Origin of the sequence: Algoriphagus limi, assembly GCF_024919275.1 — a bacterium.
GTDB lineage: Bacteria > Bacteroidota > Bacteroidia > Cytophagales > Cyclobacteriaceae > Algoriphagus > Algoriphagus limi.
The window spans coordinates 881,906-903,814 of record NZ_JANWGH010000001.1 but is presented as its reverse complement, the minus strand read 5'-3'; the positions used below and the strand labels follow the sequence as shown (position 1 = coordinate 903,814).

Here is a 21,909-nt window from a genome sequence, read left to right as displayed (position 1 = left end):
AAAAAGGAGGCGAGCCTCCTTTATATTAATTAATGATTCTTTTTTCCTTTGGAGAATGTTTTTCTCGCATCCATCGCTGAAAGACCGGCACCTAAACCAATCAAAATGACTACAATCAATAAGAATAGTTGTGCGCCAGACGCAATTGGGGAACTGAAGATATCAAGCAAGATCATGTGTATGAATTTAAATATTTTTCAACGCCCGAAGATAAAACCAAAGGTTGATTTTCACAACTTTTGATTTAATACGAGCTTTATTTAAAAGTCATCCTCAAAATCATCTTCAAGATCTTCATCCTCATCGAAATCTAGAATGTTGTCATCGATAAATTCGGAGTCCTCTTCTAGATCGTACTCATCTTCGAAATCGGAGTCGAAATCGTCTTCTGTTTCGAAATCGTCCATTTCATCAAAATCATCTTCGAAATCTTCCATAGCTCTTTTGGTAAAGGTTGATATGGTGCGAATTAAATTAAAATTTCAATTCGCTCAATGCACCGAAATTGAATTTTTTTTCAATGTATCAATTTTTACTTCAGATTGCTGATTTTCCCACTTCTCGCGAAGCATCTTTGCCCATGTTTCGAGGTAATAAATGACATCATCTTTCTTGTTGTGAGAAAGGGAGTTTCTTCGTTTTAAAGGCATAACAGCTAATACTTCAGGCGAGGAAAGCCGTTCCAAATGTCTTAAATCCTCCAGGGTGACTCCAAAATCTAGCATTCGCTCGATAACCAAATCCAGAGGGTACCCACTACTTGGACAAAACTCTAAAATTTGATCATTCCAATCCCCGGAACGCTCCATTGCATAACGATGAATTTCTGCTTTTGAAAAAGGAGTCAATTCCTGGGCTAAGTTCCCACAGTTGCATGCTCCCATATGTCCCCATTGATAGGCGGCTCCTTCTTTCAATTTCTTAGCTGTCCGTTCAATTGCAGCTATCAATTCAGGATGTATTGGTTTCATGATTTTCTCTTTTCTCAAATAACTGAAAAAAGAGAGAATGGTTGAAATAAAAATGACCCTAGTTGGGCCGTTGAAAGATGCTTTGAATGTATTTTTTAATAAGTGGCTTTGAAAGGTAATCCTTTACTACCTGGTATTTGCTTGCCTTATTAATATCTCTTTCATCAACTGAGCTACTGAGAATGTATATTTCAGCCTCATTTTTTGCGGTATCAAAATTATCCAAGAAATCCCATCCGGTCATTTCTGGCATATTTAAGTCTAAAAAGAGATAATTTGGCTTTATATCGTAGATTTCATTCAATGCTTTTTTTGCACTTTGATATTTAAAAAATTTGCACGGCTCCTTCACATTTTTTGAAATGAGCTTCTCAGTCACGAAGGTGCTGATAGGGTCATCATCTATGAGAACGATTGTCAACATTAAATGCAAATATCTTAGACTGAAATACAATAATTGTTATACAAAAGTACAACTCTTTCCTGTCTCTACAAATAATTTGCCAAATAAGTTTTTAATAATTAGTGAATATTCATCTATTTTATACTTTTCCCGGTCTTCTAAAACGGTTTTTCTTTTTGATTTGAACAGTAATAAGTAACAGATAGGTAAAATAGGTAAATTTTAAAGCTCTTTCAGTCGTGTAGACGGGTGGTAAGTTGAAAACCAAAAAATGTTTTCAATTTGAAATTTTTAGCTTTTTCCTATAAACACAAATAGTTATTGGGTCAAAAAAACAGTTGACCTCTAGGAAATTAATTTTGATTGTATTGGGATTCCTGAAGAAACCTTTCTAGAATTTTATCGGTAGCCTTTATTACCTTTTTTTCCTTAGTCTTTGCACTGCTAACTTCAGTAACTCCCGTGAGTGTCATCAAGAACTTATCTTCTCCGGAATCAATGAAATCAATAATCACCTGTACCAATTCATAATTGTCGGTACGTGGCCGATTATCATACATGTATGGATTATACATCCAAGGATCCCAAACTCGATAGCCCCAAAATGGATAGGGGTTGTTGAAGGTATTTACTTCTCGTTGTCTTGGATCTTCATTTGAGGTGTAGCGGATGACGAGTTCTGGCTTAACTCTATCGTATACCAGACCTTCCGATTCTAAAACTTCCTGGATTCGATCTTGCACTTTTGCATCTAAAAATTGAGTGGAAAAACCTCTCATGTTTACTTCTTGGTTTACAATCACGAAGCTTTTATAATTTTTACGTAGAGGGATTTCAGAATTTTCTTTAAAAACCTCAATACTACTACATGCTTGTAAGCCCAAAGAAAGTATAGCAATAGCCCAAATAAATGAAAGTCTCCAATTCATACCTCAAAATAATTTTTTTTTACCTTTTTACTTAAAGCCTTACCTTTTAAAACATTTTTTTAAAGGTTTCAGCTTTCTTTTTCTTATGCTTCAAGTCAAATACTATTTTTGAACAAAATTCGCGACATGAATCGACCAGATTTTGATGATATTTTTATGGAATTGGCTGTAAACCTAGCCAAACGGTCTCATTGCATCAAAAAGCATGTAGGTGCTGTATTGACAAAGGACACTCGAATTATTTCGATTGGTTATAACGGTCCACCGGCAGGTACGCATAATTGTGATGTGGAGTTTCCTGAAAAAGGCTGTGCAAGAGATAGCAAGGGAAGTTGCTCCCTAGCTCTTCATGCCGAGCAAAATGCCATTCTTTATGCAGTTAAAAATAATACTTCGGTTGAGGGTTCAACCCTATATGTAACCTTGGCACCTTGCTTGGCATGCGCCCGAATTATTTTTTCTATGGGAATCTCAAAGGTCGTTTACCTTTTTTCCTATGCGGAATATAAAGGGATTGGAAGTGATGAAGGGGTTGATTTCCTAAGGAAATTTGGAGTCACTGTTGATCGCTACTCAAAAGAAGTAGATGTACATGATCCTTTGATTTAAAGGAAATTCACCTCCGGTTTAAGTTGAATTCCAAACTTTTCTTTGACAGAATTTTGGATTTCAGAAGCCAATTGTGCGATTTCTTGCCCATCACCCTCTCCAAAGTTTACCAGAACAAGTGCTTGTTTGTCATGCACTCCAATTTGGCCTTTTTTGAATCCTTTCCACCCGGCTTGCTCAATTAACCAACCTGCTGGAACTTTTATTCCATTCTCTTGAGGATAACCTGGTACGGTAGGATAGGACTCTTTTATTTTTTCATAAACCTCCAAATCCACAGTGGGATTTTTGAAAAAAGAACCTGCATTTCCGATTACTTTTGGATCAGGAAGTTTGGATTGTCTGATTTTTACAACGGCTTGGGAAATTGCTTGAATATTAATTTCCGGAACATTCATTTCCTTTAAAGTTTCCTTAATGGCTCCATATTCCGTATGAAAATTGGGCTTTTTTGAAAGTCGGAAAGTAACCGAACAGATAACATATTGATCTTTCAGTTTATGTTTAAATACGCTTTCCCTATATCCAAACTCGCATTGTTCTGCTGAAAAGCTTTCCAATAATAGCGTCTTTCTATTCAAGGCTTTCAGGCTTTTGAAAACATCACGGATTTCCACACCATAAGCACCGATATTTTGCATTGGGGATGCACCTACAGTCCCAGGAATAAGCGATAGGTTTTCTAATCCGCCCCAGTTTTTATTGATGGCATATTGGACCCATTCATGCCAAACTTCACCTGCACCTACTTCGACCAAAACGGATTCCTCATTTTCTTCCAATACCTGAATTCCTTTTAAATCGACTTTTATGATTAAAGCATCTTGGTCTTTTGTAAGGAGGATGTTGCTACCTCCGCCTAATATGATAACTGGGATATTTTCTCGATTGGCAAATACCAAAGCCTCACGTAAATCCTCTATGGATTCAACAGCAGTAAAAAATCTAGCTTTCTTGTCAATGCCGAAGGTATTGTAAGACTTTAAAGAAATGTTTTCTTGTATATTCATAGGCTACTTTGTGCAGTGCAAAGGAAATAAGTTTTGCAAGAAATTGAAATTTTAGGCTTTTCGAGCTATGAGGGAAATAAACATTAATGGTACCAAAATCAGACCTGGTCAAAAAGTAAATATTGAATTACCGATAGCAAAGCTTCCAAGTCACACCCTCATTGATCTTCCTATTTTCATTCGTTCGTCAAAAGAAGATGGGCCAGTAATTTTGGTTTGTGGGGGAGTTCATGGAGACGAAATAAACGGGATCGTTACAGCTCGAAGGATTTTGGAAGAGATAGATTCAGGCTTGGAGCTTCAAAAGGGTACCATCATTATCATTCCTTTAGTGAATATTTATGGGTTTTTGTCCAATAGCAGGACATTTCCTGATGGTCGGGACCTCAATCGAAGTTTTCCCGGAAGTAAAAAGGGGTCTCTTGCTGGTCAAATTGCACACATACTTAATGAACAGATCATTCCTCTAATCGACTATGGGTTTGATTTCCACACAGGTGGTAGGATGCTTAGTAATCAACCTCAAATTCGAGTAGATTTCAAGGATAAAAAATCCAAAGAACTGGCTGAGGTTTTTGGTACTTATTACATCGTCAATTCAAAAGTCATCGACAAATCTTTCCGTAAAGCTGCACAAAGCGCTGGAAAACATGTTTTGGTTTTTGAAGGTGGAGAATCTATGCGTCTAGATGATCAAGCGATTGAAGAGGGTGTAGCTGGAATCAAGCGAGTCTTGCATCATTTTGGGATGATTGAATATGCTTCTGAAAAAAGAGAAAGTATAATTTTGAAGGAGTCCAGTTGGATACGAGCAAGGGCTTCAGGAATATTTAACTCCTCAATTCAGTTAGGAGATTATGTTAAAAAGGGTCAGGTTTTAGCTCGGATTTCCGATCCCTATGGTCAGGTGAAAGTTCCAGTGAAAGCTCCTTCCAATGGCTATGTAATCGGGATTAATAATCTACCTGTGATAAATGTAGGAGAGGCATTGATTCACCTAGGTAAAGAGGGATAATTCGATTTTCATTGAAATAAAAAAGGCAGCACTTCTAAATGCTGCCTTTTCTTCTTTTAGAATTATGCTAATTAAGAGAAATAGCGTTTTAGATCTTCTAATCGCTGAACTAATTCTCCTTCCACTTTTCGATAATCACTTATATTTTCTAATGGTGCATTAACGGAGAAATAATATTTGATCTTTGGTTCGGTCCCAGATGGTCTTGCTGAAATTTTACTTCCATCTTCTAGGTAAAATTGCATCACATTGGAATGCTCCAGCCCTAAGAGTTCTTTTTCTCCTGATTTCACATCTAAGATGGTGCCCTCTTTGACATCTACGATTTTTGCCACCGGAATTCCATTCATAGATTTTGGAGGATTTTGTCTAAAATCCATCATTAATGCCTGAATTTGCTCGGCTCCATCTTTTCCTTTCTTGGTGACAGAAATCAACGATTCTTTGTAGAAGCCAAATTGATGGTAGATTTCAGCCAATACATCAAAGACAGATTTCCCTTGGGTTTTGTAATAGGCAATAGCTTCTGCTACCATAGCACAAGCACTTACTCCATCTTTATCACGAACAAAATCTCCAACTAAATAGCCATATGACTCTTCGCCACCTCCAATGAATTTTTCTTTACCTTCGAGGTCTCGAATAATAGCCGCAATGTTTTTGAAGCCGGTCAAAACATTAAAGCATTGTACTCCAAAACCTTCAGCAATGCGATTAATGAGTTCTGTGGTAACGATGGTGTTCACCATGAACTGATGGCCGTCCAGTTTTCCGGCTTCTTTCCATTTGCTCAATAGATAAAAGGATAGAAGCGTGCCTGTTTGATTCCCGTTCAATAATTCAAATTCACCAGATTCATTAGGTACTACTGCTGCATAGCGATCTCCATCTGGGTCACAAGCCAAAATCAAATCCGCATTGACTTTTTTGCCCAAATCAATAGACATGGATAGAGCTTCTGCTTCTTCTGGATTTGGATAAATAACAGTTGGGAAATTTCCATCTGGTTCGGCTTGCTCCTTGACTACATGAATATTTTCAAAGCCGAAGCTTCTTAACGCAGCAGGCACCATTTTTCCTGAAGCTCCATGAATGGGAGAAAAAACAATGGACATATCCTTTTGGGCCTGAATTGCCGCAGGTTCTAAGCTTAGACCTTTTACCAGATCTAGGTAAATTTGATCAAAGTCCTCTTCAATATATTCAATCAAGTCATCATTTTTATTCCAATTTACCAGATCGAAAGAGGTGATTTTCTTTACTTCTGCTATAATGTTTTTATCATGAGGAGCTACGACTTGGGCTCCATCTTCCCAATAAGCTTTATAACCATTGTACTCTTTAGGATTATGGGAAGCAGTAATCATGACGCCACTTTTGCATCCAAAGTGTCTAACAGCAAAAGAAAGCATAGGAGTAGGTCGCATTTCACGGAAGTAGTAAACCTTAATTCCATTTGCTGTGAACACATCTGCAGTTGTTTTGGCAAACAATGTGTTGTTGTTACGGCTATCATGAGTTATAGCTATAGCTATTTCCTGATTTGGAAAGCACTGATGTAGGTAATTCGCCAAGCCTTGAGTAGCCATTCCAACTGTGTAGACATTCATGCGGTTGGTTCCAACACCCATCAGGCCTCTTAGACCTCCAGTGCCAAATTCCAAATCCTGATAAAATGAATCAACCAGTTCAGTTGGATTTTCATCAATTAATTTTTGGATAGCCTTTTTAGTATTTTCATCTACATTACCTTCGAGCCAGGCTTGTGCTCGCACCATAATTTTAGGGTCTATTTCGCTCATTGGTTCAAAAATTATTTAGATATCTAATTTATGGAAAAAGTGAAAAAATGCTAGCCTAAATTGGGTGATGAAAGCCTGAAAAAAATCATCTAGGCTCATTCTGATGACATATTTTCCTTCCTTCAGGATTATTGAGTAAATTTGAGTTCAATCACCTTGAGTTTATGCTAGCTTCTTTATTTCGACTGCTTAGTCCATTAGTCATTTTTTTTATTCCTTTCAAAAATGGGTTTTTAGAAAATGATTTCTCTAAATCAATTGAGGAAAATGTATCATCAGTAGTCATCAGGGAGTCGACAATCGATTTTCAGGTTCGTGCAGGGGAGCATCTTTACGTTTTTTCAAAGTCCAGTGGGATTTTGGAAAAAGTGAAAATTGGGATGAATGTGATCTATTTTTCTCAAGAAAAACTTTCTGATCAAGGGAGTTCGAGATGGAAAAGGTTGAAGAATGGAGATGTTCAGATTTTCACATCCAATGATGAAAAGCATCAAGTGTGGACCATTCATGCTTCGGGAAGGTTGAAGATGGAATCATTGGTAACTGAGAATAGTGACCCTTCTTCAATTTCCTTTCAATTTTCTAAATCTCAATTGACGGGCTTACGTTGGACTGGCGAGAAACAAAGCGAAAAAACTATAGCTTATCCTCAATCTGAAGAGGTGGAAGAATTACCAATTCTTAGCAATGATATTGATTACGTGGTTTTGGAGTTTGAAACCGTTCAGCTAAAAGTAACTCCCGAGTCGAAACCAGTTGATCTTTTATTGGAAGATTCAGATTCGATGAAGTTTGAAAAAAAATCCGTTGATCAATCCACTAAACCCATTGAGGAAACACCTAATTCTCAGTCTTTGAATGGTGATGATTCTCTCGAAAAAGCCACATTGGTTTTGTGGTTTGATTTTAACTGAAATCATTTTTTATCAGCTTAAATCAATCTTTCCTTCCAAAACCCCCATTGAATCTATTCCAAGTCTGCGATTCATTTTGATCAAATCAGCCTTTTGGAGACTTGTTTTTTTAAGTTTTGATTTTTCAAAAATCACCATATTTCCACTCCAACTGTCAGGTGAAGATGGAACAAAAACTAGTGAATGTTTCTCATCTAATTCTTCAACCAAGAAAGCAAACATCCATCCGTCAATTGGTGCAAGTACGACTGGAAAATTTTCACTTTGATCCAAACCTAGTTTGGTCTCATAGGTGTTTTTGATCAATTGATAACCTGGAAATAAGGTTAAGATATTTGATTCTATCCAGTTCACCATTCTTTTGCCCACTCCGAGTTTTGCGATTAACCCTGCTATGAAACAGATAAGAATAATGAGCAAAATGGAAAAGAAGTAAGGGACATCTAATAGATAATGCTCTATGGATAATAGGGCTCCTAATTTCGCGCTGATGGGTTTGAGTATTTGAATAAGCTTTTCAAATACTATGATAACTATGACAAATGGGATTATGAAAAATATTCCTCCGGTAAAAATCTGTGAAACAAACTTCTTCATGGCTTTTTCTTTTTAGAAAGCTAGCGAAACTTTATTTATGAAAAATAAAAAAGCTGCCCAATTGGACAGCTTTTAATGTATCGTTACAATTTATTTTAAAGATTTCCTCTTAGGGCTTGTTCTCGTTCAATTGCCTCAAACAAAGCCTTAAAATTACCCTTTCCAAAAGAAGTAGCTCCTTTCCGCTGAATAATTTCGATGAATAAGGTTGGTCTGTCTTGAAGCGGTTTGGTGAAAATTTGAAGTAAGTATCCTTCATCATCCCTATCCACCAGAATATTTAAATCTTTCAAAGGCTGAATATCCTCATCTATTTCACCTACTCGCTCAAATAAGTCGTCGTAGTAAGTTCCGGGTACTTCCAAGAATTCAACTCCTCGTTTGCGAAGTTCACTGACAGTATGAATAATATCATCCGTCGCAATCGCCATGTGTTGAACTCCAGCACCGTTATAGAAATCCAAATACTCTTCGATTTGCGACTTCTTCTTTCCTTCAGCAGGTTCGTTTATTGGAAATTTGATATAGCCATTTCCATTGGAAACTACCTTGGACATCAAAGCCGAATATTCTGTGGAAATATCCTGATCATCAAAAGTGATCAATAATTTGAATCCCATGACATTTTCATAGAATTCTACCCATTTGTTCATTTCTCCCAACTCTACATTTCCTACGCAGTGGTCAATATATTTAAGACCTATGGAAGTAGATTGGTAAGTACTTGAGCGTGGAATATAGCCTGGAAGAAATACTCCATTGTAGTTTTTGCGTTCAACGAATGTGTGAATTGTATCTCCATATGTCTTGATTGAGGCAACTTTTACCTCTCCGTTTTCATCAGAGATGACGGTAGGTTCACCTGCTGATTCAGCACCTCTTGATGTGGTTTCGTACCATGACTTGGCAGCATCATCCACCCAAAGCGCCAAGACTTTTACACCATCACCATGTTTCTGAATATGCTCAGAAATAGGATGGTTGGATTGAAGGGGAGAGGTAAGGACTAATCTGATTTTACCTTGCTTCAAAACATAAGAAGCACGATCCCGAACACCTGTTTCAGGGCCTGCATACGCTATCAATTCAAATCCGAAGGCATATTGATAAAACAGTGCAGATTGCTTGGCATTACCTACATAAAGTTCAATGTAGTCTGTACCGTTTATTGGTAGGAAATCTTCACTCATGAGTTATATATTTTGGGTTATTATTCTTTTCCTCAAAGTTAAGAATTCTGTCCAAATAATATTTGGTAGAAACCTCCTATTCTTGAGGGTTTTTGTTCCAAAAAAGGCCAATGATTCCCATGATGAAAAAGGTCAAAGCCCATGATCCCCAACTACTTTCTAAAATCGCTAACCATAGAATGAAATACCAAATGGGAGCCAAGAAAAAACCAATTAAGAACTTAAAGGTGGAATAGAACACATGGTCATCAATTTTTGGTTTAATCCCTAACCATATCCAATACAAAGGGAAATGAAAGATCTTCATCACCTTGTTCGGAAGTCCAGAAGGTATATCTACTTTTTCCTCGATTTCACCCTTTTCAAAAAATCGATCAACAGCTTCTTTTGATGTCACATCGACACCAGCATTCAGTAACTTTCCAAGGTTTTGATTGTAGTTTTCCTCAGGAATTTCCACAACCATGGATTTCAATGTCCTCTCTACTTTCTTGGTTAATTGTCCCGATTGTGCAGGAGGCATGTCAACGGGTATGGGCTTTACGAAGGTTATTCTGACAATTGATCCGGAATTCTTATGGGCACTGAATTCTAAGGCCGTAGGCAAAATTACAGGTTCTAAGTCAGGATACTTTTCTTTTAGACCAAAAGCCATTCTTGTAAAACCTTTGCTTAAAGGCCTTACATATCGGTTGTGGCTATGACTACCTTCTGCAAAAATCACAACAGTTCCATTTCTTTTTAGCACATCAAATGTTGCCTCAAATGTTTTTTGGTTTTGGGTGATGGTAGAAAATCCATCTCTGACCCGATATACTGGAAGCATTCGGATAAAGTGCAGGATTTTTGCAACAATTGGATTTTTAAAAACGGAAGCTCTGGTTAGAAACCATGGATTAAGTCTAGTATGGGTAGCAATAAGTAATGGATCAATCAGTGCATTTTGGTGATTCGCTACAAGAATGATGGGTACATTCTTAGGAATGTTTTCTTTTCCACTTACATAGATTTTTCGGTAAAAAAGGTGAAGTGCAATTTTTACCAGAATCCTTAAAATGCCGTTAAATAAGTTTTTCATCGGAATTTTCTCCAAAATACTGCGATACCCATTCCTGATACCAAGTGCCAAATACCCCATAAAGCGGTGATAATGGCCATTCCTCCAAGTCCGTCAAAATAAGTGAAAATCAATACCAGCCCCAAACCGGAGTTTTGAATTCCAGTTTCAATACTTAATGTTTTCACATCTGGAAGTGGAAGTTTTCCTATAACTCCTGTTAATAGGCCAGTTCCTAATGCTACCGCATTATGTGCTAGTACCCATCCAAAAATCAAGGCAATGTATTGAATGAATAAATCAAAATTGCCAGCGAAAGCTACGACCACAAAACTGGCAAAAATTAAAATGCTCAAAGGTTGTAGTATTTTTTTCGCTTTATCCGCAAAAGACGGCGCAGCTGATCTTGTAATAATTCCTAGCGTTAAGGGAATTCCCAAAATCAAAACTACGGTTATAAAAACCTCATAAAAGTCTAAGCTAATTTCACGTAACAATTCTTGAGTAGGTGTATAAAAACTTGCCCATAAAGCGAAGTTTAAGGGGGTCAAAACCATTGAAGCTAAAGTAGAAAACCCCGTCAAACTGACTGATAAAGCAGTATTTCCTTTTGCTAAATTCGATAAGAAATTAGATACATTGCCTCCGGGGCAAGCTGCTACTAAGAACATTCCTAAGGCCACTGAAGGAGGAGGCTTCATTAGTAAAACAAGTCCATAAGTGACCAATGGAAGAAAAATAAACTGGGCTAAAATTCCTAAAAAGAAGGGTTTGGGATGTTTTACCAAATAATTGAAATCCTTAACCCTTAAATCTAAAGCTACTCCATACATAATAAATGCTAAAGCTAAATTCAGCACTAGTAGGTCGTCTGGAGAGAAATTTAAGCGGACAGAGTCCAGTTCATGAGGTGATGTCATTAATCCAAAAATCTAGGGATTTTGGATAAAAGCAAAATTTCATGGGAGGATTAAAGAAAGCCTTTAAAAAAATAGGCTCTGAATTCAGAGCCTAAGATTCGATTTTCTATATTTTCTCTACTTTGACAGCAGTTCCACTAGCAGTTACCATCAGCATTCCGTCTCGGATGGTTTCATAGTCTAAATCAATTCCGACGATGGCATTTGCGCCAAAACTACGAGCTTGCATTTCCATTTCAGTCATTGCAGTTGCTTTGGCTTCTCGAAGAACTCGCTCATATGCAGAGGATCGGCCCCCGACAATGTCTGTGATACTTGCGAAAAAATCCTTAAAAACATTCGCTCCTATAATTGTCTCACCTGAAACGATTCCCAGGTAACTTACGATTTTGTGTCCTTCAAGCGAATTGGTTGTAGTAATTAGCATAGTGTAAATTTTATGGTTTGAATCTCAAGATAAGACGCTATTTGTAGAATTTGGTTACAGAATGGGGATTAGACATGGAAATTTAATTAATCAACAAAAAGAAGAAAGGCTATTTAGCTAATAAGAAAATAAACTATCTTGAGTCATGGATTTAGGAAATGTAATTTACATCCTGGCAATCATTGCCTATTTTATATATCAGGTAACTAAAGGGAAAAAAAATGTTGAGGAATCCGGAGCTCCGTCCAATGAAGGAAATCCTACACCTGAAAAAGGGGTGACTTTTGAGGATTTATTGCGTGAAATTCGTGATGCCCAAAGAGGAACCTCAACTCCAAAACCAATCGAAAAGCCAAAGCCAAGACCTCAATTTGAACCTGTCAGATCACAAAAAGCAGAACGTACTGTTTACAAGTCTCTCGAGGAAAACGATGACGAAATTCAATATTACAAAGGAGCTTTTGAAAATGTAGATCCTAAAAAGGTTAAGACTTCAGAAGGTATTCCTGATATTCCAAAGACTGAGGTAGAGCGTTTCGATCAATATTCTTCCAAATCAAAAGCTAATCCATACGCTCAATTGCTGAAAAACAAGAGTTCAATAAAGCAGGCAATTGTGCTAAAGGAGATTTTGGATAGAAAGCATTTTTGATTCTCAATCAACAAGCCTGATTTAATTTTTTTCAAAATATCTGACCCAAACTTGACCTTCCGCTAGTTCATTTACTTGGCGATAATTAGACTTTAGCCACGCCTCTAGTTTTCGAATATCTTCCTCTTCCTGAGGATAAGCATGTTGGTAATATTCGTAAATCAAAACTCGAATTTTTCTTGGAGGATTTAACTTTAAGCTATCTACTTTTTCAATGGGCAAAAGTAAGCTCTGAGCCTCTTCATCTTCTGGAAGAAGGACTTCTTTACTAAAATCAATAAAGTTATTTGTGAGTATAATAGATTGCTTTTCAGGAATATGTGATTCTATGTTTAAAGTATCAACTAGATATGAATAGGTTTTTAATTGCTTTTGATAATGGATGGAGTAAAGGGCTGGTGAAATCAAAAGGACTGCTAAAAACGAGAAATTTATTATTGAATTGGAAATCCATATGGGTGCAAAAAATCCAATTTGAAAGAGTGCCATTTTCCAGTCATTTTGGAAAAGGCTAATGATTACTCCAAAGACTATTAATCCGTTTAGAATATTTTTCCATGACTTAGAATTCCGCCAGTCATTCCAGCCTTTGCCTATAAGGTATGCTAATGGTGGGATTAGAATGATGAGATGTCGGGGATTCAGATAAATAGGGTTATAGATTTCTAGTGTAGAACTCATAAACCAAAAGCCTATCAAAAGGCAAAGGACCCCTAACCCATATTCTAAATATCCTTTTTGCCTAGTCTTAATACCAATCGCAATGGCAGGTAAGGAAAATACTATCCAAGGCCAATAGGCTCTTTCTACAAAAGTCAATATTGGTAAATAGGTAATTCGCTCAACTATCTTTAACCAACCCTTGTCTGCGTAGGTGAATTCAGAAATGTAATGACCTGCATTGACAGATTGGATTCTGAAAAATGGATCGTCAAACTTGACCCAAAAATAACCGAGATAAAGAACCAAAAGAAAGGTTCCAACAAGAACTAAGCTTAAATAGAATTTGAAGTTGAATAGCTTCAATCTTAAGTCCAAGAGAAATAAAGCAATCGGAAATAAGCCTAAAAGGATGATGGTTTCTTTCGTCAAAATACCAATAATAAAGCCGAGACTCATTAGTAAGCCACTTAATACTGGCCTTTCATTTCGATGGAAAGAACTCCAGAAAATGACAGATACACATAAAACCAATAAAGTGTCTGGATAAACTTTTGAAATAAAATGAAGAAAATACACTGGAGTAATAAACCAAAGCGAAAAAATCAGACGCTCACTATTATTGTTGAATAAAGTACCGAGCAGGAAATAGGAGAGAAGGTAGTAGAATAAAGAAACTAAGGAGGCTAAATGGGGATTTAGTCCGAAAATATGAGTAATCAATCCTGATGGAATATAAGCTCCCCAACGACTCGAAAAATGATAATCATTAACTTCTAAATTACCATTCCAAAAATCCCTTCCAGCCAATAAATAATAGACATCATCGCTAAAGGTGATCCCATCGTACCCGAAAAGCCAATACAGTAAAAGAAACAACCAGCTAAAGCCAATGATTTGACTATTCGAAAAATGAAGTGCTGGTACTTGGAGTTTTGTTTCCATTCCGAACAAAAATAAAGGATTTCAAGAAGTTTGAATTTTTGAAACCGGAATTAATTTTGACAATATGTGACAAAATAGTCAACAGCTTTGATCAAAAAAGTATCTTTGGGTTTCATAAATCTTTTTCAAAATGGCGCAATCCGGGAAAATCGAACAGCAAAAAATCCTTCGTGTTTTCAAATTGATCAATCTTCTGCGTGGGAATGTGGGTAAAACCGTTCATCGCTTGGCAGAACTTTTGGAGACAGATGCACGGACAATTTATCGCTATTTCAAACTTTTGGAAGCTTTGGGTTTTCGAGTAGAGAAAGAATTTAGCAAATACAAATTGGCTGAATTTCCGGGTTCTTTGGATACCTTGAATTATGCCACTTTTTCTGCGGAAGAAAGCCAATGGTTGAAAGAGATAATTGAATCAAAGGGGAAGAAAAATCTTTTGAAGGATTCCATTTTGCAGAAACTTCAATTACGATCTGAATTGAGAGAAGGAACCGATGAGTTATTCAAAGCGAATCTGGGACGGTTTATCGATCAAATTGGAAAAGCCATTGAAGATCAGAAGCAAATTTGGTTGAAAGAATATTATTCGCTTCATAGTGATTCAGTCAGTGATCGTTTGATTGAGCCTGTCGCTTTTTCAAAAAATTATGAATTCATTCATGGATTTGAGCCTGAGAGTAATTCCATGAAAGTTTTTAAGATTGAGCGAATAGGAGAGGTCGTTGTTTCGAAAGATGACTGGAAACATGAAAAACTCCATCAAGTACCTGAAGAATCCTTTTTTGGATATACCGGCAAGAAGCGATTTCATGTCCGCTTAAAATTGAGCAAAAAGGCCTATCAATTGATGCTTGAGGAACATCCTAATGCCAGACCTTTTATGAAGGTTGAAAATAGAAACCACTACTATTTTGAAGGGGATATTCCTCAACTTCCAGGTTTGGGGAGGTTTATTTTGGGGCTTCCCGGTGAAATTCGCGTTGAACGGGGAGAGGAAATGAAGGAATATTTAGCTGCTCAACTTTCAAAGGTGAATTATTAAAAAATGCCGGTGATTTTCACCGGCATTTGTTTTTAGAGCATTTTGCTGATCTTATCAATTTTGGAACTAAGATCTAATATAGCTGCTGCATATCGCTCATCCCATTCTTCCAATTTCTCAGTACGATTGATTGCTACTTCATATTGAATACCTGGCAAAATCCAGGATGCATATCCTGAAAATGGATCATTGCAAACGTAAAGGGATTTGTACCAATCACCATAATACATGCCTTTCGGATCAATCCAGCTTTTTTCCAAATCAATCAAACCTTTGTTGACTTTAGTGATTTTTTTCTTTGAAAGCTTACCTTTCGCCATGGCATTATTTAATGCTTCCTGATAAGTTTTTGAGCTATTTTCCAATTTGACTAGGGCAGATTTAACCAAGTCAAAATCCTGAAATCCAGGATCAATTTCTTTCACATTTTCAACAGCTTGTTCAAAGTGACCTTTTAAATCTTGTGCATATCGGGGTACATCATAAGGAATGACTTCAGAGTTTGCCATTCTTAGGGTCACTAATCCAAAGAGTTGAGCAACAGCTCCACCCATTTTGAAACTTGGATCTACAAACTTGCTGTAATAGTTGAAGTTGTCATAATTGGAATGGTATGCAGTAGTTCCACCAGCACCTCCACTTAAACTAGGTACACCCACGTGCATGTAGAAGGCGATGTGATCTGATCCGCCACCAAGATTTCCGATTCGTGGTTCTTTATTTTTCCCAGCCCAAACTTCAAAAACTGTTTTAGCAGAATCTGGATACATGATTTCCTGAGAAGCATCGATTATGAGTTTTTTCAGGGTAGGAGCCGCAGAAGCACCGAAATTCCTGCCCGATACTCCACCGTCAAAATTCATATACGCTACTGCTTTTGCTTTAAGTTCATCCCGAAGGTGCTCAACCCATTCGGTAGAACCAATCACACCTTGCTCTTCCGCGTCCCAATGTCCGATTAAGATGGATCGATCAGGTTGAATCCCTTGTTTTGCCAATTTTCCTAAGGCTTCGACTAAGGTCAACAACATGGCAGTTCCTGAATTAGGATCGGTAGCACCAAAGCTCCAAGCGTCAAAGTGAGATCCTAAAATGATCCACTCATCTGGATATTTGGCACCTTTGAAAGTTCCGATGACATTATTGGCTCGGATATAGTCAACCGGCTGTTCCACCATAACTCGGACCTTCAATTCAGGCCCTCCTTCGATTTTGTAATCAAATGGTAAACCTCCCTGCCAATCCTCTGGTACAGCTTGTCCTTTCATTCGGGAAAGGATTTCCTGAGCCGCACCATATCCTATAGGAGTGACTGGAATGGTGTGAAAATCTACATCTTTAGGATCAAGTCTTTCCGGTGAATTTGGATCATCCAAAGGAAGTGCAGGCTCATAGGGAGTCAAAGGGTCACCCGTCCAGTCTAAGGTTAGCATAGAGCCTCTTTGGATAGTCGTTTCATTATAATAAGGTCCGTTTGGATAAACTTCACCCTTGGTATAGCCATTGTCTTTTGGATCGGTGTAAACAACCAAACCAATTGCTCCGTACTGTTCCGCGAATTTTGCTTTAAATCCACGGAAATTTCCCCCATATCGGGCAATAACAACTTTACCTTTTAAATCCACACCCATTTCAGCTAATTTTTGGAAGTCTTCTCTTCGGCCATAATTAGCATATACGACCTCAGCTGTTACATTTCCGCTTCCTGAATAAGCATTAAAACCAAGATGTAATCTTTTATCTGAGCTAAAAGGGTCTTCTTCTAGAATCTTTTCCTGTTGAGAAAGTCTCATTCTAACTGGCGAAATGATTTCCAATTCAGATTTCCCAGGGTTATTTGGCAAATAGACATCATAAGGATAAAGCTTAACCTCCATCCCCGCATCTTCCATGATTTTCTTCATGTATTGCTGAACCAATTCGTTTTCTGGTGTGCCAGCAATGTGCGGATTTTTGGTAAGCTCTTGCAAATGGACCTTGAATCGGTCATAATCCACCGATTCTAAAAATTTGGCTTCAATTGATTTTTCCTTTTCAATGCTTTTGGCAAAAAAGCCATCCTGAGCGAAAATACCATTGTTGAATGTTGAGATGGAAAGGATTGATAGAAAAAGGAGTCTTAAATGAATTTTCATATGGCTGGGATTGAAATAATTCCTAATAAATAGAATGGGATACAAAGAAAAAACCACAAGCCCAATTATCTCAGAGCTTGTGGTTTTTTATTAGAGTTTTAATCAATTGCTTTTTAGGCCAGGACTTCTATCCAAGAACTCCTGATACAAGCGGATATGTCGGTTGCTCAAAGGAATTCGGAAACCATTGATAAAGACATGCATGATTTGAGCTCTTGTTTCGAATGGATCCTCGGTAGCAACGATTAGGTTTGCAACTTTGCCTGTTTCTACTGAACCTAATTGATCCTGCAATCCGAAGATTTCGGCTGGGTTAATCGTTACCGCTTTCCAAGCTTCTTCTTTACCCATTCCATAAGCTGCAGCAAAGGCAGCGTGGAAAGGTAAGTTTCTCACATTTTCAGAATCATTGGTACGTAAAGCAACCTTCACGCCAGCATTTGCCATTTTACCAGCATTGGAATAAGCTGCATCATATCTGTCTGATGCACGGGAAGGAAGATCCTGTACAGGGCCCGTGATCACCGGGATGTTTGCTTTTGCTATTTCATCAGCTACTCTCCATCCTTCTTTGACTCCTGAGAAAATCACTTTGGCATCCTTATCAGCTACCCATTTGATCGCATTTTGAATATCTGAAGCAGCATTTACTTCGATCATCAATGGAAGTTCTCCAGAAACGACTTTAGCCAATTGAGCAATTTCAGGGTAGTAATCCAATTCTGCTCCTTTACTGATTAACTCATTATATGATTTAGCCTTTTCCCATAATTCATTGGCTTCCTTAAGGGCTTTTTCATTGTCCTTTTTGATATCCTCATCAGAACGTCGATCCCATCGACCTCTTCTTGCGGAATTTGGGAAATTCATCACTACCGCTTTAAATCCAGCATACATTTGGTCAGGAGTATATCCCACCAAATTGATCAAGGCGGCAGTTCCAGGGAATAAACCACCTTGAGGAACCGCAAGGGTAGTAGTCACCCCAGAGACTCTTGTTACAGGAATTGCTTCTGTATTAGGATTGACAGCGGTAAGTGCCTGCATGTTTGGAGTCACATTTCCGATTTCCTGGTAATCGACTGTTTCAGGGACGGAATTAACTTCTACCAAACCAAGAGTGGTGCCTCCATCAATCATACCCGGATAAATTACCAATCCGCTACAGTCAATCACTTCTGCATCAGAAGCAGAGATGTTGCTTCCCAATTGGGCAATCTTTCCATCTTCAATCAAGATTGATGTATTGGTTAATACACCGTTTGTGATGGTATGAACTGTTGCATTTTGCAACAGGAACTTTCCTCCTTGGGGTTTAATGAATTCCCCATCGATCTGCGCCCAAGACAATAATGGCATGAGCGCGATTAGGAAGGTCAAAAAGGTTTTATTGAATCTTTTCATAACTTCTTTATTTGGGGATTATTGATTCATTTGGAAGAGTGCACTAGCAGTTTCAAACAGATGCTCAGTGTCCTGCATACATCTATGATCTTCTTCGCTCAACAAGATTGGCTCAACCGCTTCGGTAGGGCTAATACGCTGACGCTGATCATCAGCATCTTCCTTAATATCAAAGTATTTGATACCATCTACGAAAGTCATTTGAGGAATAGCATAGGATGAAAGAGGATGTCCTTCAAAAATCACTACGTCTCCTTGTTTTCCTTCTTCTAGAGAACCAACCTTATCTTCAATTCCCAATTGCTTAGCAGGATTGATAGTAATCATTGCCAAAGCTTCTTCATCTGTCAATCCTCCATAACGCTGAGTTTTAGCAGCTTCATGGTACAAGTGACGGATTAATTCAGCAGAGTCAGAATTGATGGAAGTGATTGCTCCGTTCTTTTGAAGGATTGCTGCATTAAATGCAGTTGAATAGTACACCTCGAATTTATAAGCCCACCAGTCTGCAAATACAGAAGCACCCATGGTGTATTCTGCGATTTCTGGTGCTACTTTGAATCCTTCATTGGTGTGCTGGAATACAAGTTTCTTGATGCCAAAATCTCTAGCTACATTAATTAGCATGTAGATTTCGTCAGCTCGGTAAGAGTGACAATGGATGATGATTTTTCCATCTAGAATATCAGCCAAAGTTTGTAGACGCTCATTGTAAATAGGAGCTATTGCAGTGCTTCCTTTTTGAGATTTAGCCTTATTGTAATCTTCCCAAGCCTTCTTGTATTGAAGAGCTTCGTTAAATCCATTTCTTAAGATGGCTTCCACACCCATCCGTGAACGTGGCTGCTGACCGTTTCCTCTACCATGAACACGAGTTGGATTTTCACCCAATGCAAACTTGATTGTTCTTGGGGCGTCTTGCATGATAATTTCAGCAGGATCATCCATTCCCCATCGGTGCTTTAAGGTAGCGTTTTGGCCACCAACGACATTGGCAGAGCCATGCATTGCATGTGAAATTGTAACACCACCTGCTAGGGCACGATAAATTCCAATTTCAAAGGGATTTACCACATCCTTCATGCGTACTTCAGCAACGATTGGAGAAGTCGCCTCATTTACAACATCAAGTGCAACGTGAGAGTGTGCATCGATAATTCCTGGCATTACATATTTACCTGTGGCATCGATGGTAGTAACTCCAGAAGGGGCGCTAAGATTTTGCCCAATCTTTTTAATTATTCCGTCCTGAATAAGGACGTCTGTGTTTTCATAGGTGCCGTTGGTTACTGTCAGAACTGTTCCATTCTTAATTAGAACACTTCCTTTTGGGGTTTGAGCCCAAGAGAAATTCAAACTCAAACTCAACAGCAGGGCTAGAAATATATGTCTCTTTTTCATATTCATACTTTTTTGAATTTTAGTTTGGATTTCGGGTTGCAGAAATTGGGAAAGATCCAAACTGTGAGATATTCATGCTGCCATCCATAGTATTTCCAGAAACATCTCCGGATACATCCACAGCGATGGACATGCCACCTGCATTAACTTCAAATACGAAGCTCAAAGTAGAGCCAGAAACGGCAATATCGGATAGAGTGGAAGACGCTTTACCGGAACCTGCAGGATCATCATAGGTAATCGTTCCTTCGTAACCATTTCCGTTTTTCTGAATAGTGATTGTCCCACCTGAACTTCCTGCCGGAGTTTCTGATTTGTATTCCCAATTTCCAGCTACTTCTACTGAAGCAGTATCACCATTTCCATTCTTTTTCTTCGCTTTGATTTCATAGTCAAAGACTTTTCCATCTACAATGACATGCTTGATCTGACTTTCAGCATCAAAAATTGGCCCTGTAGATAATACCAAGTTTGCCAACTTCCCATTTTCGACAGTTCCGGCAATTCTACTTGCACCAATGATATTTGCTGCATTTGTTGTCAAAGCTGCCAAGGCATCTTTTTCAGTCAAACCTGACTCAATCATGGTTTGCATGGCTTTCATGGCATCATTTGGTTTTGCACCAATGGTAGAGAATGCAAATGGAACTCCAGCAGCAGCTAATTTTCCAGCTTGAGCGATCGTCTTGTCATAAGCTTCTTTTACTCGCTCGTATTGAGCTTTCACTGCATCACTTACATCCTCCTTTTGATTTTTAATCGCTTTGTCATCAGGGATTTGTAATTTGAGTAAAACGCCTGCACCGCTTCCTTTCAAGACATCGATTACTGATTCATATTCTTCTAAGCCGAAAAGTACCAATTGGAATCCCAACTCTTTTTGAAGACTTAACGCCCGACGAACTTCCAAGTCATCTTCTACTTCAAAGAATACAGGAATTGCCCGGTCTACTACTTCGCTCATCGCTGTATAGGTAGGATTGATTTCAGGACGGGAAACACCATTATTGGAAGCAAAAAGAGCCATCCGCTCCTTCGTCAATTTTGTGTTTTGATAAACGTCTCTGAATTTGGCCATAACCCCAACGGTAGTACCAGGATACATTCCTCTTGCACCGTTTAAGTTAGCAGCAAGGGCAGTATTAGTTTTGAGGACATTGGTTGATTCGCTATCTCCCAAAACAACTAAAGCACCTTTGCCAGGAATCATTCCTCCGTCAGGAAGGACATGCGCCATGGTAAATCCAGCTTTTCGAAGATCATTTACCTGAGATGATTCAATGTCAAATTGATCAACTGCAGATCTCCAAGGGGTAATTCCGGCAATCTCATCCGGTGGACTGGAGTACACAAAGTCTTTTGGTCTTTCAGGATCTTCTGGCCTAGTGATACCAGCTCGAGATGCAGCATCGATGAAACCCGCATAGACATGCAAAGAATCACCTGCAATTACTTTTGCCTCGGCTGGAATGCTTAAGTTTTCGCCAACTCCAAGAATGACTCCGTCTTTTATAAGAATACTTGCCTTTTTGCCCTCCGCACCGGGGGAACTATGTACCATTGCATTGGTAATGGCATAGGTATTCGTGATGGATTTTTTTCCGGTAGGGTCACTTTGTGCGTGAACAGATACCCCACTGAAAAAACCCATCATAAACAGCCCGAATAGGCTAGCCTTCCAAAGTGTTTTTCTCATAAGGATTGATGGTTTTAATTTAATTTTCTAAGCTAATAAAAGCTTTGAGCCTTTCCTTATTGAATTATTTATTCCTCGGATTTTTGTGATTAGTGGCAGCAAATCGCCCTTTAGGGGCTAAGCATTCTTT

The 21,909-nt window shown here is 38.2% G+C and carries 22 protein-coding genes; 5 read left to right on the top strand and 17 right to left on the bottom strand.

Going from position 1 to position 21,909, the window contains the following annotated elements; genetic code table 11:
• Positions 1 to 29 precede the first annotated feature (29 nt).
• From NY014_RS03995 to NY014_RS03975, 5 genes are all read right to left on the bottom strand, one after another.
• Positions 30 to 176: a hypothetical protein gene (locus NY014_RS03995; protein ID WP_202615334.1), complete on the bottom strand. Its 147-nt coding sequence runs from the start codon at positions 174 to 176 to the stop codon at positions 30 to 32.
• An 84-nt stretch (positions 177 to 260) separates the two neighbouring features.
• Positions 261 to 437, bottom strand: coding sequence for a hypothetical protein (locus NY014_RS03990; RefSeq protein ID WP_259413242.1), 177 nt, complete (start codon positions 435 to 437; stop codon positions 261 to 263).
• Between the two features lie 54 nt (positions 438 to 491).
• A complete protein-coding gene (locus NY014_RS03985; RefSeq protein WP_259413241.1) occupies positions 492 to 971 on the bottom strand; it encodes a hypothetical protein in 480 nt (159 codons plus the stop codon).
• 58 nt (positions 972 to 1,029) lie between these two features.
• Positions 1,030 to 1,395, bottom strand: a complete 366-nt coding sequence (locus NY014_RS03980) for a response regulator (RefSeq protein WP_259413240.1) — start codon at positions 1,393 to 1,395, stop codon at positions 1,030 to 1,032.
• 332 nt (positions 1,396 to 1,727) lie between these two features.
• Positions 1,728 to 2,303, bottom strand: a complete 576-nt coding sequence (locus tag NY014_RS03975) for a DUF4136 domain-containing protein (RefSeq protein ID WP_259413239.1) — start codon at positions 2,301 to 2,303, stop codon at positions 1,728 to 1,730.
• Positions 2,304 to 2,429: 126 nt separating this feature from the next.
• On the opposite strand from NY014_RS03975, the gene NY014_RS03970 reads away from it, so the two are divergent.
• Positions 2,430 to 2,912, top strand: a complete 483-nt coding sequence (locus NY014_RS03970; RefSeq protein WP_259413238.1) for a deoxycytidylate deaminase — start codon at positions 2,430 to 2,432, stop codon at positions 2,910 to 2,912.
• Here the strand turns inward: NY014_RS03970 and murB are convergent.
• Positions 2,909 to 3,922 (bottom strand): UDP-N-acetylmuramate dehydrogenase, encoded by a 1,014-nt coding sequence (gene murB, locus NY014_RS03965; RefSeq protein ID WP_259413237.1) that lies wholly within the window; start codon positions 3,920 to 3,922, stop codon positions 2,909 to 2,911. The two genes, NY014_RS03970 and murB, sit on opposite strands and share 4 nt — an antisense overlap.
• A 67-nt stretch (positions 3,923 to 3,989) precedes the next feature.
• On the opposite strand from murB, the gene NY014_RS03960 reads away from it, so the two are divergent.
• The gene (locus NY014_RS03960) at positions 3,990 to 4,937 is read left to right on the top strand and encodes a succinylglutamate desuccinylase/aspartoacylase family protein (protein ID WP_259413236.1); all 948 of its coding nucleotides are present in this window, start codon (positions 3,990 to 3,992) and stop codon (positions 4,935 to 4,937) included.
• A 71-nt stretch (positions 4,938 to 5,008) separates the two neighbouring features.
• Here the strand turns inward: NY014_RS03960 and NY014_RS03955 are convergent, their stop codons facing one another.
• A complete protein-coding gene (locus NY014_RS03955; RefSeq protein WP_259413235.1) occupies positions 5,009 to 6,739 on the bottom strand; it encodes a phospho-sugar mutase in 1,731 nt (576 codons plus the stop codon).
• A 164-nt stretch (positions 6,740 to 6,903) separates the two neighbouring features.
• Here NY014_RS03955 and NY014_RS03950 point away from each other — a divergent pair, with 164 nt between their 5' ends.
• Entirely contained in the window at positions 6,904 to 7,653 is a 750-nt protein-coding gene (locus NY014_RS03950; RefSeq protein ID WP_259413234.1) for a hypothetical protein, read from the top strand.
• Positions 7,654 to 7,665: 12 nt separating this feature from the next.
• Here NY014_RS03950 and NY014_RS03945 read toward each other — a convergent pair whose 3' ends face one another.
• From NY014_RS03945 to NY014_RS03925, 5 genes are all read right to left on the bottom strand, one after another.
• On the bottom strand, positions 7,666 to 8,250 hold the full coding sequence (locus tag NY014_RS03945; RefSeq protein ID WP_259413233.1) for a DUF502 domain-containing protein: 585 nt from the start codon (positions 8,248 to 8,250) through the stop codon (positions 7,666 to 7,668).
• A 95-nt stretch (positions 8,251 to 8,345) separates the two neighbouring features.
• Positions 8,346 to 9,440, bottom strand: coding sequence for a 4-hydroxyphenylpyruvate dioxygenase (gene hppD, locus NY014_RS03940; protein ID WP_259413232.1), 1,095 nt, complete (start codon positions 9,438 to 9,440; stop codon positions 8,346 to 8,348).
• Positions 9,441 to 9,516: 76 nt separating this feature from the next.
• Positions 9,517 to 10,518: a 1-acyl-sn-glycerol-3-phosphate acyltransferase gene (locus tag NY014_RS03935; RefSeq protein ID WP_259413231.1), complete on the bottom strand. Its 1,002-nt coding sequence runs from the start codon at positions 10,516 to 10,518 to the stop codon at positions 9,517 to 9,519.
• Positions 10,515 to 11,417, bottom strand: coding sequence for a bile acid:sodium symporter family protein (locus NY014_RS03930; protein WP_259413230.1), 903 nt, complete (start codon positions 11,415 to 11,417; stop codon positions 10,515 to 10,517). Before NY014_RS03930 ends, NY014_RS03935 begins: the two co-directional genes overlap by 4 nt.
• 106 nt (positions 11,418 to 11,523) lie before the next feature.
• On the bottom strand, positions 11,524 to 11,844 hold the full coding sequence (locus tag NY014_RS03925; RefSeq protein WP_259413229.1) for a YbjQ family protein: 321 nt from the start codon (positions 11,842 to 11,844) through the stop codon (positions 11,524 to 11,526).
• A gap of 145 nt (positions 11,845 to 11,989) precedes the next feature.
• Between NY014_RS03925 and NY014_RS03920 the strand changes: the two genes are divergently transcribed.
• The gene (locus tag NY014_RS03920) at positions 11,990 to 12,496 is read left to right on the top strand and encodes a hypothetical protein (RefSeq protein ID WP_259413228.1); all 507 of its coding nucleotides are present in this window, start codon (positions 11,990 to 11,992) and stop codon (positions 12,494 to 12,496) included.
• 21 nt (positions 12,497 to 12,517) lie between these two features.
• On the opposite strand, the gene NY014_RS03915 is transcribed toward NY014_RS03920, so the two are convergent.
• Complete coding sequence (locus NY014_RS03915) at positions 12,518 to 14,101, bottom strand: ArnT family glycosyltransferase (RefSeq protein WP_259413227.1); 1,584 nt, start codon at positions 14,099 to 14,101, stop codon at positions 12,518 to 12,520.
• A 130-nt stretch (positions 14,102 to 14,231) separates the two neighbouring features.
• On the opposite strand from NY014_RS03915, the gene NY014_RS03910 reads away from it, so the two are divergent.
• Complete coding sequence (locus tag NY014_RS03910) at positions 14,232 to 15,143, top strand: helix-turn-helix transcriptional regulator (protein ID WP_259413226.1); 912 nt, start codon at positions 14,232 to 14,234, stop codon at positions 15,141 to 15,143.
• Between the two features lie 32 nt (positions 15,144 to 15,175).
• Here the strand turns inward: NY014_RS03910 and NY014_RS03905 are convergent, their stop codons facing one another.
• From NY014_RS03905 to NY014_RS03890, 4 genes are all read right to left on the bottom strand, one after another.
• On the bottom strand, positions 15,176 to 17,278 hold the full coding sequence (locus tag NY014_RS03905) for a M28 family peptidase (protein ID WP_259413225.1): 2,103 nt from the start codon (positions 17,276 to 17,278) through the stop codon (positions 15,176 to 15,178).
• 102 nt (positions 17,279 to 17,380) lie between these two features.
• Positions 17,381 to 18,682, bottom strand: a complete 1,302-nt coding sequence (locus NY014_RS03900) for an amidohydrolase family protein (RefSeq protein WP_259413224.1) — start codon at positions 18,680 to 18,682, stop codon at positions 17,381 to 17,383.
• A gap of 18 nt (positions 18,683 to 18,700) precedes the next feature.
• Positions 18,701 to 20,083: an amidohydrolase family protein gene (locus NY014_RS03895; protein WP_259413223.1), complete on the bottom strand. Its 1,383-nt coding sequence runs from the start codon at positions 20,081 to 20,083 to the stop codon at positions 18,701 to 18,703.
• 19 nt (positions 20,084 to 20,102) lie between these two features.
• Positions 20,103 to 21,779, bottom strand: coding sequence for an amidohydrolase family protein (locus NY014_RS03890; protein WP_259413222.1), 1,677 nt, complete (start codon positions 21,777 to 21,779; stop codon positions 20,103 to 20,105).
• Positions 21,780 to 21,909 lie beyond the last annotated feature (130 nt).

Excerpts from the sequence above, each read along its gene's own strand:
- NY014_RS03915 (WP_259413227.1), bottom strand. The coding sequence starts at position 14,101 with ATGGAAACAAAACTCCAAGTACCAGCACTTCATTTTTCGAATAGTCAA.
- NY014_RS03905 (WP_259413225.1), bottom strand. The coding sequence starts at position 17,278 with ATGAAAATTCATTTAAGACTCCTTTTTCTATCAATCCTTTCCATCTCA.
- NY014_RS03925 (WP_259413229.1), bottom strand. The coding sequence starts at position 11,844 with ATGCTAATTACTACAACCAATTCGCTTGAAGGACACAAAATCGTAAGT.
- NY014_RS03970 (WP_259413238.1), top strand. The coding sequence starts at position 2,430 with ATGAATCGACCAGATTTTGATGATATTTTTATGGAATTGGCTGTAAAC.
- hppD (WP_259413232.1), bottom strand. The coding sequence starts at position 9,440 with ATGAGTGAAGATTTCCTACCAATAAACGGTACAGACTACATTGAACTT.
- NY014_RS03930 (WP_259413230.1), bottom strand. The coding sequence starts at position 11,417 with ATGACATCACCTCATGAACTGGACTCTGTCCGCTTAAATTTCTCTCCA.
- NY014_RS03975 (WP_259413239.1), bottom strand. The coding sequence starts at position 2,303 with ATGAATTGGAGACTTTCATTTATTTGGGCTATTGCTATACTTTCTTTG.
- NY014_RS03990 (WP_259413242.1), bottom strand. The coding sequence starts at position 437 with ATGGAAGATTTCGAAGATGATTTTGATGAAATGGACGATTTCGAAACA.
- NY014_RS03955 (WP_259413235.1), bottom strand. The coding sequence starts at position 6,739 with ATGAGCGAAATAGACCCTAAAATTATGGTGCGAGCACAAGCCTGGCTC.
- NY014_RS03985 (WP_259413241.1), bottom strand. The coding sequence starts at position 971 with ATGAAACCAATACATCCTGAATTGATAGCTGCAATTGAACGGACAGCT.
- NY014_RS03950 (WP_259413234.1), top strand. The coding sequence starts at position 6,904 with ATGCTAGCTTCTTTATTTCGACTGCTTAGTCCATTAGTCATTTTTTTT.
- murB (WP_259413237.1), bottom strand. The coding sequence starts at position 3,922 with ATGAATATACAAGAAAACATTTCTTTAAAGTCTTACAATACCTTCGGC.
- NY014_RS03910 (WP_259413226.1), top strand. The coding sequence starts at position 14,232 with ATGGCGCAATCCGGGAAAATCGAACAGCAAAAAATCCTTCGTGTTTTC.
- NY014_RS03935 (WP_259413231.1), bottom strand. The coding sequence starts at position 10,518 with ATGAAAAACTTATTTAACGGCATTTTAAGGATTCTGGTAAAAATTGCA.
- NY014_RS03960 (WP_259413236.1), top strand. The coding sequence starts at position 3,990 with ATGAGGGAAATAAACATTAATGGTACCAAAATCAGACCTGGTCAAAAA.
- NY014_RS03945 (WP_259413233.1), bottom strand. The coding sequence starts at position 8,250 with ATGAAGAAGTTTGTTTCACAGATTTTTACCGGAGGAATATTTTTCATA.
- NY014_RS03895 (WP_259413223.1), bottom strand. The coding sequence starts at position 20,083 with ATGAAAAAGAGACATATATTTCTAGCCCTGCTGTTGAGTTTGAGTTTG.
- NY014_RS03900 (WP_259413224.1), bottom strand. The coding sequence starts at position 18,682 with ATGAAAAGATTCAATAAAACCTTTTTGACCTTCCTAATCGCGCTCATG.
- NY014_RS03980 (WP_259413240.1), bottom strand. The coding sequence starts at position 1,395 with ATGTTGACAATCGTTCTCATAGATGATGACCCTATCAGCACCTTCGTG.
- NY014_RS03995 (WP_202615334.1), bottom strand. The coding sequence starts at position 176 with ATGATCTTGCTTGATATCTTCAGTTCCCCAATTGCGTCTGGCGCACAA.
- NY014_RS03920 (WP_259413228.1), top strand. The coding sequence starts at position 11,990 with ATGGATTTAGGAAATGTAATTTACATCCTGGCAATCATTGCCTATTTT.
- NY014_RS03890 (WP_259413222.1), bottom strand. The coding sequence starts at position 21,779 with ATGAGAAAAACACTTTGGAAGGCTAGCCTATTCGGGCTGTTTATGATG.